This is a genomic window from Microbacterium schleiferi, assembly GCF_038150145.1.
Taxonomy (GTDB): domain Bacteria; phylum Actinomycetota; class Actinomycetes; order Actinomycetales; family Microbacteriaceae; genus Microbacterium; species Microbacterium schleiferi_B.
In genome coordinates this window covers 119341-132249 of sequence record NZ_JBBWSA010000005.1, presented here as the reverse complement: position 1 = coordinate 132249, position 12909 = coordinate 119341, and the positions used below count along the sequence as shown (strand labels likewise).

10 protein-coding genes are annotated in these 12909 nt (G+C 66.3%); 4 read left to right on the top strand and 6 right to left on the bottom strand.

The window, feature by feature from the left end; translation table 11 throughout:
* Nucleotides 1-37: 37 nt before the first annotated feature.
* The 3 genes from glgX (at nucleotide 38) to glgB (ending at nucleotide 6469) form a co-directional block, all read left to right on the top strand.
* Complete coding sequence (gene glgX / locus AADH62_RS07085) at nucleotides 38-2140, top strand: glycogen debranching protein GlgX (protein ID WP_341578841.1); 2103 nt, start codon at nucleotides 38-40, stop codon at nucleotides 2138-2140.
* Between the two features lie 202 nt (nucleotides 2141-2342).
* Entirely contained in the window at nucleotides 2343-4304 is a 1962-nt protein-coding gene (locus tag AADH62_RS07080) for a maltotransferase domain-containing protein (RefSeq protein WP_341578948.1), read from the top strand.
* On the top strand, nucleotides 4301-6469 hold the full coding sequence (gene glgB / locus AADH62_RS07075; protein ID WP_341578840.1) for a 1,4-alpha-glucan branching protein GlgB: 2169 nt from the start codon (nucleotides 4301-4303) through the stop codon (nucleotides 6467-6469). Before AADH62_RS07080 ends, glgB begins: the two co-directional genes overlap by 4 nt.
* A gap of 25 nt (nucleotides 6470-6494) precedes the next feature.
* On the opposite strand, the gene AADH62_RS07070 is transcribed toward glgB, so the two are convergent.
* On the bottom strand, nucleotides 6495-7442 hold the full coding sequence (locus AADH62_RS07070) for a tetratricopeptide repeat protein (RefSeq protein ID WP_341578839.1): 948 nt from the start codon (nucleotides 7440-7442) through the stop codon (nucleotides 6495-6497).
* Nucleotides 7439-9310, bottom strand: coding sequence for a glycosyl transferase (locus AADH62_RS07065; protein ID WP_341578838.1), 1872 nt, complete (start codon nucleotides 9308-9310; stop codon nucleotides 7439-7441). Before AADH62_RS07065 ends, AADH62_RS07070 begins: the two co-directional genes overlap by 4 nt.
* A 167-nt stretch (nucleotides 9311-9477) precedes the next feature.
* Here AADH62_RS07065 and AADH62_RS07060 point away from each other — a divergent pair, with 167 nt between their 5' ends.
* A complete protein-coding gene (locus AADH62_RS07060) occupies nucleotides 9478-10542 on the top strand; it encodes an AI-2E family transporter (protein WP_292712568.1) in 1065 nt (354 codons plus the stop codon).
* A 3-nt stretch (nucleotides 10543-10545) separates the two neighbouring features.
* On the opposite strand, the gene AADH62_RS07055 is transcribed toward AADH62_RS07060, so the two are convergent.
* Genes AADH62_RS07055 through AADH62_RS07040 form a run of 4 tightly spaced genes read right to left on the bottom strand, consistent with a single transcriptional unit; the run spans nucleotide 10546 to nucleotide 12906 of the window.
* Nucleotides 10546-11274: an alpha/beta hydrolase gene (locus AADH62_RS07055; protein ID WP_341578837.1), complete on the bottom strand. Its 729-nt coding sequence runs from the start codon at nucleotides 11272-11274 to the stop codon at nucleotides 10546-10548.
* Between the two features lies 1 nt (nucleotide 11275).
* Nucleotides 11276-11560, bottom strand: a complete 285-nt coding sequence (locus AADH62_RS07050) for a hypothetical protein (protein WP_228178168.1) — start codon at nucleotides 11558-11560, stop codon at nucleotides 11276-11278.
* A 9-nt stretch (nucleotides 11561-11569) separates the two neighbouring features.
* Entirely contained in the window at nucleotides 11570-12259 is a 690-nt protein-coding gene (locus tag AADH62_RS07045; protein WP_341578836.1) for a transglycosylase SLT domain-containing protein, read from the bottom strand.
* 56 nt (nucleotides 12260-12315) lie between these two features.
* A complete protein-coding gene (locus AADH62_RS07040) occupies nucleotides 12316-12906 on the bottom strand; it encodes a DivIVA domain-containing protein (RefSeq protein WP_341578835.1) in 591 nt (196 codons plus the stop codon).
* Nucleotides 12907-12909: the final 3 nt, after the last annotated feature.

Genomic DNA, 12909 nt, shown 5'->3' with positions numbered 1-12909 from the left:
GCGCCTCGGGGCCCTGCGCCGTCGTTATGCTCTACGCATGCCGATCCCCGAGTCAGCTGTACTTTCGCGTGCCGACACGACCGACGCCGGTCTGTTGTCGCCGCGGTTCGATGACCTCGGTATTCGCCTGCATGACGGGGGCGGCACAGTTCGAATCTGGTCAGCGCACGCATCCTCGATCGACCTTCTCATCTTCGACGGCGACGACCTCGATTGGGTCATAGAAACCGTTGCGCTCTCGCGGACCGACGGGGATATCTGGTCAGGATTCTCGCGGAGGCTTCGACCGGGAACGCACTATGCGATCCAGGTCGACGGACCCGCCGGTCCCGGCAACACCTTCAATCGGTCATCGCTGTTGATCGATCCCTATGCGCGCGGTCTCGCGCACAGCGGCTCCAGCGGATGGCGGTCGGTCGTCGTCGCCGGCGACTTCGACTGGTGCGGCGCGCGCAAGCCCCTCATCACTCTGGACCGCACGGTCATCTACGAGGGTCACGTCAAGGGGATGACCAAGCGTCATCCCGAGGTGCCCCCCGCCCTGCACGGCACCTACGCGGGACTCGCGCACCCGGCGATGATCGAGCATTTCACGACACTCGGTGTCACCAGCATCGAGCTGCTCCCCGTCCACCAGTTCGCGACCGAGCCTCGCCTGCTCGAACTGGGACTCACGAACTACTGGGGCTACAACACGGTCGGCTTCTTCGCCCCGCACGCCGCATACGCAACAGAAGAGAACCGGCGCAAGGGTCCTGAGGCGGTGCTGCGGGAGTTCAAGGGGATGGTGAAGCTCCTGCACGAGGCGGGCCTCGAGGTGATCCTCGACGTCGTCTACAACCACACCTCCGAAGCCGAAATCGGCGGGCCGCGGTCGAGCTTCCGCGGTATCGACAACCGCGGGTACTACCGCCAGCACGCCGACGGCTCCTACATCGACGTCACTGGCTGCGGGAACAGCGTCGATACTGCCACGGATGCCGCCTCCCGCCTGGTCCTCGACTCGCTGCGGTATTGGGCCAACGACGTGCAGGTCGACGGCTTCCGCTTTGACCTCGCCACGACCCTCGGACGCGACCGCGAACATGCCTTCACGCCCGAGCATCCGTTGCTGCGGGCGATTGTTGACGACCCCGCGCTCGCGGATGTCAAGAAGATCGCCGAACCGTGGGACGTCGGGATGGGTGGTTGGCAGACCGGCAATTTCGGTCGGGGCTGGTTGGAGTGGAACGACCGCTATCGCGATCGCGTGCGCAATTTCTGGCTCAGCGATGTCGATTATGGCCGTCGCGCCACGACTGCACCCGTGGGGGTCGGCGGGTTCGCGACGCGCCTCGCAGGCTCATCGAATACGTTCAGCGCCGAGCGTGGCCCACTTGCCAGTGTGAACTTCGTCACGGCGCACGACGGTTTCACCCTCCACGATCTGGTTTCCTACGACGTCAAGCACAACGCTGCGAACGGCGAGCACAATCGCGATGGCGCGGACACGAACCGGTCGTTCAACCACGGCGCCGAAGGGGAGACGGACGATCCATTCATCCTCGCCACACGCCGCCGGGCGATGCGCAATCTGATGGGCACCCTACTGCTCTCTGCGGGAGTCCCGATGATCACCGCGGGTGACGAGTTCGGACGAACGCAGCACGGCAACAACAACGCCTACTGTCACGACGGCCCGCTGACCTGGTTGCCGTGGGAGCACGCGCCGTGGCAGGCAGACCTTTTCGCCCACGTCCAGCGACTCCTGGCCCTGCGCGCACAGAACCCCGCGCTGCGTCCGAGTCGGTTCGCGCGCGACGACCAGGAGACGCCGTCGGCATCCGTCATGGACTGGTATGACGAGCACGGCGAGATGATGTCGGGCGCGCGGTGGGCTGATCCGACGCATCGCACGTTGCAGTACCTGGCTACCTCCACTCCCGAGGTGGAGGAACCCAACCGAACTCTCTTGGTGGTGCACGGCACCGAACGTTCGGCGACTGTGCTGCTGCCGCGCGTCGACGGCGTCGCTCGCTACCGCACAGTCTGGTCGAGCGAAGACGAACATCCGTCGACCGAGATCAGCTCGCACGAGCCCGGGTCATCCGTCGAACTCGGCCCGACCTCGATGCGCCTGTTCGTCGCCGACCCGGCCTGAGCCCTGTCGGGCGCGCATTGTTGCCGACGGCGCGGCGCCTGTCCACACCTGTTCCCGCCGGTGGTGCGCGGGGTAGGTTCGAAACGTGGCAACCAGCAGACGCTCCCCCGTTTCTCGACCGTGGCGAAGCGCCACCGCAATCCCGGTGCGCCCCGCCTCACCGCTCGCACCGCCAGCTGACGCCGCGATGGGACGCATCCCGATGGTGCTCCCCCGCCCCGACACCCCTGACGAACGCTATAACCCCAGCGCCTTTCACGGGGAAGCCGTCACCTTCGGCGTCACGGCATTCCGCGAGGGTCATGATCGCATCGGTGTTCACCTACGCCTGACCTCACCGTCGGGCGACGAGTCCCTTCACCGTCTGGAGCCCGCAGGTGACGGTTTCGACCGCTGGTGGACCGATGTCGTGCTCCTCGAGGAAGGGATCTGGAGGTTCCACTTCGAGGCCTTCGCCGACGACTTCGCCACCTGGCACCACGCGGCCCACGTCAAGGTGCTCGCCGGCGTCGATGTCCCCCTCATGCTGGAGATGGGTGCTCTGCTGTGCGAGCGGGGTGCCGACGAACGCGGCCGACCGGCAGCCGAGCGCCGGATGCTCACCAAGATGGCAGACCAGTTCCGTTCGGATGTCGTGAGCGACCCGCTCAGCCTCATCGACGATCCGCGTCTGGAGGCGGCGTTCACGGCTCGCCCGCTGCAGTCCCTCGTAACCATCGGCCGCGACCGTGAGCTGCTCGTCGAGCGCGAGCGCGCCGGAGTCGGGGCGTGGTACGAGTTCTTCCCCCGCTCCGAGGGCGCGAAGCTCCGCAAGGACGGCACCGTCAAGAGCGGCACCTTTCGCACCGCAAGCAAGCGCCTTCCTGCGGTCGCGCGCATGGGTTTCGACGTTGTGTACCTGCCCCCGATCCATCCCATCGGACAAAAGAACCGCAAGGGCCCGAACAACACGTTGACCCCGGGGCCAGGCGATCCCGGCTCACCGTGGGCGATCGGCGCAGCAGAGGGCGGGCATGACGCGGTGCACCCCGACCTCGGCACTCTCGCCGACTTCCGCGCGTTCGTCCGAGCGGCTGCCGCCGAGGGACTCGAGGTCGCCCTCGACCTCGCGCTGCAGGCATCCCCCGATCACCCGTGGGTGACAAGCCACCCGGAGTGGTTCACGACCCTTCCCGACGGGTCGATCGCGTACGCCGAGAACCCCCCGAAGAAATACCAGGACATCTACCCGATCAACTTCGACAACGATCCCGAGGGAATTCGCGCAGAGGTGCTGCGCATCGTTCGCCACTGGATCGCGCAGGGCGTCCGCATCTTCCGCGTCGACAACCCCCACACCAAGCCCCTCCAGTTCTGGGAATGGCTGATCCGCACGGTGAACGCCGAGCACCCGGAGGTCGTCTTCCTCGCCGAGGCCTTCACACGCCCGGCTCCTCTCCAGGGGCTCGCGATGGCGGGCTTCCAGCAGAGCTACACCTATTTCACCTGGCGCAACACGAAGGAGGAGCTCGAGGAGTTCCTCTCCTCTCTCGCCCACGAGACCGCCGACTTCTTGCGGCCGAACCTGTTCGTGAACACCCCCGACATCCTCACCGAGTACCTGCAGTATGGCGGGCACGCAGCGTACGTCATCCGCGCCGCTATCGCCGCGACCGCGGCGCCCGTCTACGGGGTGTATGCCGGCTACGAACTCTTCGAGAACGTCGCCCGACCCGGGTCCGAAGAGAACATCGACAACGAGAAGTACGAGTACAAGTTCCGAGACTGGGACGCGATCGATGCGTCGGGCTCGTCCCTCGCGCCGTTCCTCACGCGGCTCAACGCGATCCGCCGCGAACACCCGGCGCTGCGTCAGCTGCGCAATCTCACCGTCCACTGGAGCGATGACGACGCGATACTCGTCTATTCGAAGCACCTGGACGCTGCGCTCTCCCCATCCGGCGAGCCCGACACGATCCTGGTGGTTGTGAACGTCGACCCCCACTCTGTGCGCGAGACCACGGTCCACCTGGACACTCGCGTGTGGGGCGTCGAGCCGGGCGAGCAGTTCGGTGTCACCGACCTGATCACGGGGGCGCAGTGGACCTGGGCAGACCACAACTACGTGCGGCTCGACGCTTTCCGCGAGCCCGTGCACATCCTTCGGATTGAGGCACAGCGATGACCACGATCGACCCCGCCACGCTCGACGCCGTCGCGCACGGCAGCTATCACGACCCGCACAGCGTTCTCGGCATCCATCCCGCGGGCAAGAACACCTGGGTGATTCGGACCCGCCGGCCCCTCGCGGCGACCGTCACTGCCGTGTTCGATGGGGGCAAACGCGCCAGGCTCGAACACGTCGCTGCGGGCATCTGGGAGGGCACGGTCACCGGACCGCTCGGTTCGTACCGAATCGACGCGTCCTACGACGACGGGCCCGACTACCGGGCTGACGACCCCTACCGCCACTCCCCGACGATCGGTGAACTCGATCTGCACCTGATTCGCGAGGGACGTCACGAACGACTCTGGGACGTCCTGGGTTCTCACGTCCGCACCCACGAAGACAGCCATGGCACCTCGTTCGCCGTCTGGGCGCCGAACGCGCGCGCGGTGCGCGTCGTGGGCGATTTCAACGGATGGGATGGCGCCGCCCACGCGATGCGCTCGATGGGCGACTCCGGGGTCTGGGAGCTGTTCATCCCTGCAGCCGGCGAGGGAACCGTCTACAAGTACGAGATCCAGGGACCGGACGGGCAGTGGCGGCTGAAAGCGGACCCTCTGGCCCGGCGAGCCGAGGTTCCACCGGCCACCGGATCGGTCGTCACCGTATCCTCCTACCGCTGGGATGATTCGGGCTGGATCGCGCGGCGCTCCCAGAGCCGCCCCGTGACTGAGCCCATGTCGATCTACGAGGTGCATCTCGGTTCGTGGCGCCCCGGCCTGTCGTATCGCGACGCAGCCGACCCGCTCATCGAGCACATCAACGCACTCGGCTTCACCCACGTGGAGTTCCTACCCCTCGCCGAGCATCCGTTCGGCGGTTCCTGGGGCTATCAGGTCACGGGCTACTTCGCACCCACGAGCAGGTTCGGCAGCCCCGACGACCTCAAGTACCTCATCGATCGCCTGCACCGGGCGGACATCGGCGTCATCATGGACTGGGTCCCCGGACACTTTCCCAAAGACGAGTTCGCGCTCGCGAAGTTCGACGGCAGGGCGCTCTACGAGCATCCTGACCCACGTCGCGGTGAGCACAAGGACTGGGGAACGCTCATCTTCGACTACGGCCGCAACGAGGTCCGTAACTTCCTGGTCGCCAACGCGCTGTACTGGTACGACGAGTTCCATGTCGACGGGCTTCGCGTGGATGCCGTCGCCTCCATGCTCTACCTCGATTACTCCCGCAACGCGGGCGAGTGGGAACCGAACATCCACGGCGGGCGCGAGAACCTCGAGGCCATCCGGTTCCTGCAAGAGGTCAACGCCACGTGTTACAAGACGTTCCCCGGCATCAGCATGATGGCCGAGGAGTCGACGAGCTTCCCGGGGGTCACCGCCCCCACAGACCACGCCGGGCTCGGATTCGGGTTCAAGTGGAACATGGGGTGGATGAACGACAGCCTCGAGTACATCAAGCGGGACCCGCTGTACCGCTCCTACCACCAGGGTGAGCTGAGCTTCTCGTTCGTCTACGCATTCAGCGAGAACTACGTGCTCCCGATCAGCCACGACGAGGTGGTCCACGGCAAGGGGAGTCTGTTCTCTCGGATGCCGGGCGATCACGCAGCCAAGCTGGCGAACATGCGCGCGTTCCTCGCCTACATGTGGGCGCACCCTGGTAAGCAGCTGCTGTTCATGGGGCAGGAGTTCGGGCAGATGGCGGAATGGTCCGAATCACGCGGGCTCGACTGGTGGACCCTCGACCAGCCGACCCACCGCCAGCTCCAGGATTTCGTCGGTGCCGTGAACGGCACATACCGCGCGAACCCGGCCCTGTGGAGTCGCGACAACGACGGGTCTGCCTTCTCTCGCATCGGCGCTCCGTCCTGGAACCCGAACGTGCTCGCCTTCACCAGACGGGACTGGGACGGCAACATCGTCGCCGCAGTGTGCAACTTCTCGGGGTCGACCCTCTCGAACTACGCGCTCGATTTACCCTACGGCGGAGTCTGGCGCGAGATCCTCAACACCGATGCGCACGAATACGGGGGCGCCGGCGTCGGCAATCTCGGGATGGTCGTTGCCGGCGAGGACGGCAGAGCCTCGATGGTGCTGCCGGCAACGAGTGTCATCTGGCTGCGCTATGACCCGCAGGCGCGGGTTCCCTCCACCATCCGCGACTGACACAGCGCGGACCTGTTGGGACGGGTCAGAAGAGGAGCGACGCAAGGCGACTGCGCGCCCGGATGACGCGCGGGTCGTCGTCGCCCACGATTCCGAACAACTCGAGCAGGCGTTCCCGCACGGGCGCGCGCACATCGTCGGGCAATGCCGCGAAGAGGTCCAGCAGTCGATCAAAGGCATCCTCAACGTGGCCGCCGGAAAGATCGAGGTCGGCGACCAGGAGCTGAGCATCGACGTCGGTGGGTGCAGAGGCTGCCGCCGCACGCGCAGCCTGGAGGTCGGCATCCTGGACGCGTGAGAGAAGCTGCACCTGCGCAAGACCCGCCCGCGCCTCTGCGTCGCGCGGGTTCTCGGCGAGAGCACGCTCGTACGCAGAGATCGCCGCCGCATAATCCCCGGACTCGATCGCAGCAAAGGCCTCCGCGTGAAGCGGCGGCAGCGCCGGTTCGACAGCAGCATCGTCATCGGTAGCGCCCGGGTCTCCTGCCCCGACTGTTCCGGTAACGCCGTTCTGCGCAGCGAGCTGCAGCAACTGGGCGAGGACTTCGCGCACCTGCTGCTCGGGAACGGCGCCCGTGAACAGGGGCACGGCCTGCCCGCCGACCAGGGCCACGACCATCGGGATCGACTGGGCGCGGAATGCCTGAGCAAGCTGCGGGTTGGCGTCGACGTCGACCTTTGCCAGGACCACGCGACCCGCGTACTCGGTGACAACGCGCTCGAGGACCGGGCTGAGCTGCTTGCAAGGCCCGCACCACTCGGCCCAGAGGTCAACGACCACGGGCACCGTCTTGGACAGCTCCAGAACGTCGGGGAACATCGCGTCGGTGACGTTGATCACCAGGCGCGTGGCGTTCCCGTCTGCAGGAGCGCCGGCAGCAGGCTCGCTCGGGGATGGAGCCGCCGGACGGTTGCGCAGGGCTGAGAGGTCGACGGCGCCCCGGAGAGGAACGTTGGAGCCGGGAAGTGTCACAGCACAGAGCCTTTCAGAATCGAACTCGAGTAGCCCAGAAGACGGATCGGTTCGCTCGATCCCTTCTCGGGCACGTAGAAGAAGAGCTGGTCACTGAAGGTCGTCGAGAACCCGGATGCCGACTGGTCAGCGCCCGCGAGCGTCTTCACCGTCGCGTTGTTGTCCAGCTTGATGACGGCGTCTTCGTTGGTCGGCTTGACGGTGTCGGTCTCGGCGATGCTCACCGCGACGATGGCGCCACTTTCGAGCGTCGCGATCGCGAACGGAGCGAATTCACCGGCGGCGGCGCTGAAGGTCAGGCTGCCGGTCTCAGCACCGGTCTGATTGAAGTCGTCGAGACGTTCCTTGCGATCGGCAATGACACCAGCACGGAACAGGTCGCTCTGCTCGTCGAACATTCCCGCGAACGCCGACTCGTCGCCCTTATCGAGCACGTCAGCGTATGCGGCTGCAAGCTCATCGGGTGGAAGCAGCAGGAACGGTGAATCCGGGGCAAGCTGACTCGCGCCGATGTACGACGGCGCAAGCTCGGGCATCAGTGTGTTGCCCCCGAGGTTGCCGATATAGCTCAGCTTGTAGGGCGTCCACGGATCAGCCTGCGTCAGCACCATGATGCTCGAGGTGTTGGCCTCGTCATCCGTGACGACAGCCAGGAACGACCGGGGCCAGCCGTTGAAGGCCTGCGGCAGGACGACCTCGACGGGCTTGCCAGGAACCGCGGTCGGCATCGCATAGTCGGCGATGGCTGACCGCAGGGTGTAGTTCGTCTTGCGCTCTGCCAGAAGCGCACCGTCGAGCCGGGTCGCTGCGAGGTCAGCATCCTTAGCCTCATCGGCCTGCGCTACCGTCTGAGCCACCTGCTCGACGATCCGCTCGGCCTGCTGCTTGGTGACGGCTGGAGCCTGCTGACCCTCGGGCACGATGACCGACGCCGTCGGACTCGGTGTCTCGGACGGCACCAGTTGCGGCCACGCGTCAGACGTGCAGCCAGAGAGCAGACCAACGGTTACCGCCACAACCGGGATCGCCAGGAAGGAGGTGCGTCCGCGTCCCAACGCGCGACGCGGCTTGCCGGCGCTGATCACGCCCTTGTCGGCCTCGGCGACAGACAGATCGATCGGCTCGGTCACCGGCAGCGGCAAGCCTTTTCGGCGTGGACCGCGCGAACGGCGCACGTGACGGATGCCGAGCACGTACAGCACGACACCGACGGCCATCAGGATGCCGCCACCGACGATCAGGGGGCCCGCCCATGGCGTGGAGTTCTCGATCGGCCAGGTGACGCTCACCGTCGTCGGGGCAGGTTCCGTTCCATCCGAGGCAATGATGACGCTCATGTCGGCTGGAAGCTGCAGGGGCGCGATGACAAGGTCGTCTTGCTGGTATTCATCCAGCCACAGGTCAGATCCTGCCGGGTTCCGCCCGGGAATCGCTTCCTCGGCGGATCCCTGATCGGTTGCTGCATCCCCTGTCGCTGCCCCGTCACCGGTGGGCGCCTCGGTTGCCGGTGTGGCGGTGGGGGCGACGGTCGCCTCGGGCTCAGGAGCCGGCTCGACCTCCTCGGTAACCAGCGACCCGTCCTCGGTTTGCACGACCTGGTTGTAGGTAGCGTCAGCAAGCCACGCCTGCACGTCAGCTGTCCGACCGTAGGCGGCAAAAACAGGACCATCGCCGAGCACACGCAGCGTCTGGGATCCGGGATTCTCTGTCAGCAACGCACCGTCGATGACCAGGTACGGCTCGTCCTCGGTTATCGAAACATCGGCTGTCGTCGACCGGGGGCCTTGGAAGATCGTCCGCTGGGCGATTCCCGCCCCGATCATCACGGTCGCCAGAACCAGCGCGACCACAGCCCATACGAAACGCACGAAAAACCTTCCTCGGCGCGCGGACGTCGTCGCACACCGGAAAACTCGACATTTCAGACTAGCGAACATGTGCTGAAAGTCCCCAGGGAAGGGGCGCATCACCGTCTCAGCCCCGGCTATGCGTATTCTGATCGCCAGGCGAGTCGCGTCAGAGAGAACGAGGTGCCGTGAAGCTGCAGAACCCCTTCCGCGTCGCATTCGTCGCGACCCTCGGCGTGGGCCTCGGACTCCTGCTCATCGCGAGCGTCCAGACGCTGTCAACCATCCTGCTCTACGTCGGTACCGCACTGTTTCTCGCGCTCGGCCTCGAACCGATGGTCTCGTGGCTGATCCGACGCCGCGTGCCGCGGTGGGCAGCGGTTCTCACCACCATCGTCGTCGTGCTCGGAATCTTCGCCGGCGTGATCCTGATGGTGCTCCCGATCATCGTGGAGCAGATCACGCAGTTGGTCGTCGAAGTCACCCGCATCCTCCAGAACCCCTCGTGGCCGGACGAGCTGCAGGCGTGGCTCGAGACGGTGTTCCCCATGCTCGCCTGGGATGACATCTTCGCCTACATCTTGCAGTGGCTTCAGAATCTGGACTTCGCGTCGATCGGTGGGTCGATCGGCGGCAACATCCTCGCGATCGGTGCCACCATCGCCAGCGGCCTGTTCGGCGCCTTCATCGTGCTGATCCTGACGATCTACTTCACAGCGTCGATCCCCTCGCTCAAGAAGGCCGTGTACCAACTCGTCGCGGCATCCAAGCGGCAGCGGTTCGTCGATCTCGCGGAGCAGATCACCGATTCGGTCGGCTACTACGTGATCGGTCAGGTCAGCCTCGGCGTCATCAACGGCATCCTGAGCTGGATCTTCCTCAGCATCATCGAGGCCCCTTTCCCGGCGGTGCTTGCCGTTGTGGCCCTGCTGTTCTCGCTCATCCCGCTCGTCGGCACGCTCACCGGCTCGACGATCATCGTGCTGACCTGTCTGATCCCGGGCCTGGGCTCGCCGACGATCGCGCTCATCGCCGCGATCTACTACCTCATCTACATGCAGCTCGAGGCCTATGTCATCTCGCCCCGCATCATGAGTCGCGCCGTCGCGATCCCCGGGGCAGTCGTCGTGGTCGCGGCCCTCGCCGGCGGCTCGCTTCTCGGGCTCCTCGGTGCCCTGATCGCCATCCCGGCGGCGGCAAGCGTCCTGATCATCTACCGCCAGGTGGTGATCCCCCGGCAGAACGAGCGCTGATGCTCAGGCGGGCGCGCCGAGATCGCCATCCCACTCGGTCGGCAGCGGCAAAGCGTCTAGGTTGATGGCCGCGACGATCTCGGTCAGCACCGTCCTGGTCTGGTTCTCGCCCACCCACAGGTGACGACCGCCCTCGACCGGAATGAGCGTGGCGTGCGGGATAACGGAGAAGCGCTTCGCAGCCTCGTCGGGGCGCAAGAAGTCATCGAACTCCGGAACGAGCACGATGATCGGCCGCGGGTCTTCGGCCCAGCCCGCGAGTTCGTCATCGGTGGTTCGGTGCAGAGGGGGCGACAGCAGGATGATTCCCTCGACATCGTGGTCGGCGGCGTACTTCAGCGCCAGTTCCGTCCCGAAAGACCATCCGACGATCCACGGACGGGGCAGACCACGCTCGGCCACGAACGACATCGCCGCGGCGACATCCCACCGCTCGGAGTCACCGCCGTCGAAGGAGCCATCGCTCGTCCCGCGCGGCGAGGTCGTCCCCCGGGTGTTGAATCGAAGCACCGCAAGGTCGGCGAGGGCGGGCAGTCGTGCCGCAGCCTTGCGGAAGATGTGCGAGTCCATGAACCCGCCCGCCGTCGGCAGCGGATGCAGCGTGACCAGAGTCGCGTGCGGCGCGCGCTCTGCGGGCAGGGCGAGTTCACCGACCAGCCGCAAACCGTCGTGCGTGTGAAGCTCGATCTCTTCCCGCCGAGCGGGAAGCAGCATCGGTCCGCGAATCTCCATGTCAGCTGATCCTCCAGCAATGTGAGTGCCAATGGCGCCGCGCCGCGAGGTCCGCGGCGTCACCGAGTACGCCGTCCGCGCGCCACGCGACGATGTGGGCGGTCCCCGGCTCGATAGGGCGGACGCACCCGGGGCACGCATAGGACTTCGTGGCTTGGGCCGCCGAGACCGGCTGCACCGTCCATTCCACGCCGCGGCGCACTTCCGTTCGCTTCCAGCCCGCGATCAGGCGCTCGAGCCCGTCATCGCCGGCAGGCTCGGGTCGGCGACGATGAGATCGTGGCATCCTCGCCGGTCACCACCAGTGGTTGTTGACCCAGAAGTTGTAAGCGCCGGCCCAGCTGCCGTAGCGCCCGACGGCGTAGCCATTGGCCCACCGCAGATTGTCGACCGGGTTGTAGCCGCTACCGGGGACCTTGCTGCACGGCAACGCCTGAACGAGACCACAGGCCCCCGAGCGACGGTTCGTCGCGTTGGGATTCCAACCGCTCTCTCGCGAGACGACGTAGTCGACGTATCCCCAATCGCTCTCGGCGATCCCCGCCGCCGACATCCACTCCGCGGGTGAGCCACCACCCGAGTAGAACAACGGCGCCGCTGCCCCGCCGCCGGATGCGACGACCGGAGTCGGAGTGGGCTTGGGCTTGACGTACACCTCATAGCTGCCGCGGTCGGGATCGAAAGCGACCGGCTCGGCATCCGTATCCACGACGATCGACTGCGCGTCGACGATCGAACTCGCGTAGAGCGAGACCGCCTCGGGCGTCTCATCCTCAGCAGTCGCGAAAGCCATCCCGCTGGGGCCGGCGTTCGCCGCGACGAAGCCCAGTGCCGCGAAAGCAGCGAACACGGCGAGCACGCCGCGGCGCTTCGACCAATGTCCGACTGGGGCTGCGGCTGCCCGGGGCGGCACGCTGGGACGCCGCTGGGCGAGATCAGCGCTCGCCCGTGCGGTTACCTCGGCGCCACGGCTTTCATCGGTCACAATGACCCGATTCTATCGAGGCCCAGCCGCGCTTGCGCCCTGAGCCACGCGCGGGTTCACTCCACAGCGAGCATGATCTCGACGACAGCATCCAGGACGGCATCGACCTGGACCTCGCGGTATCCCCCGCGCTGCATACGGAACGCGACACCACGGACCTGCTCGATGGTCGCGCCACTGCCGGTCTCGAGATACCGCGCGAGCTTGTTCATGACGAAGTCGACCTCGTCGATCCGGTACCCGTAACGGAGAGCTCCGGTCCGCTGGAAGCGACGACGAGAGGGCCGCTGCAGCCGGTCGAGGACCGTCTGCGCGTCCCGCCGTGTCCGGGCGATCCAGACGTCAGTCCCCACTCGGGCAATGGCAGCATCGCGTTCCCGACGGGCGAAGGCATCCTCAATTCGGGTGAGCGCCGCGTCTACGCTCGTGATCTCGTACCCGCGACGCGCGAGTGGGAAAGCAGCAGCACGGATCTGGCCCGACGTCATCGACGGGTGTCCCGGAGCCTCGAAGGCATCCCGTGCGTGCGAGAGGAAGCTGTCGACAGCGGCGCGCTCGTAGCCCTTCACCCGTCCGCGGGTGACGGGGAACAGCGCGCGGGCCGGTTCGGGAACGGCGGGCGTTGCCGATTCAGGAGAAGTAGTCATGGT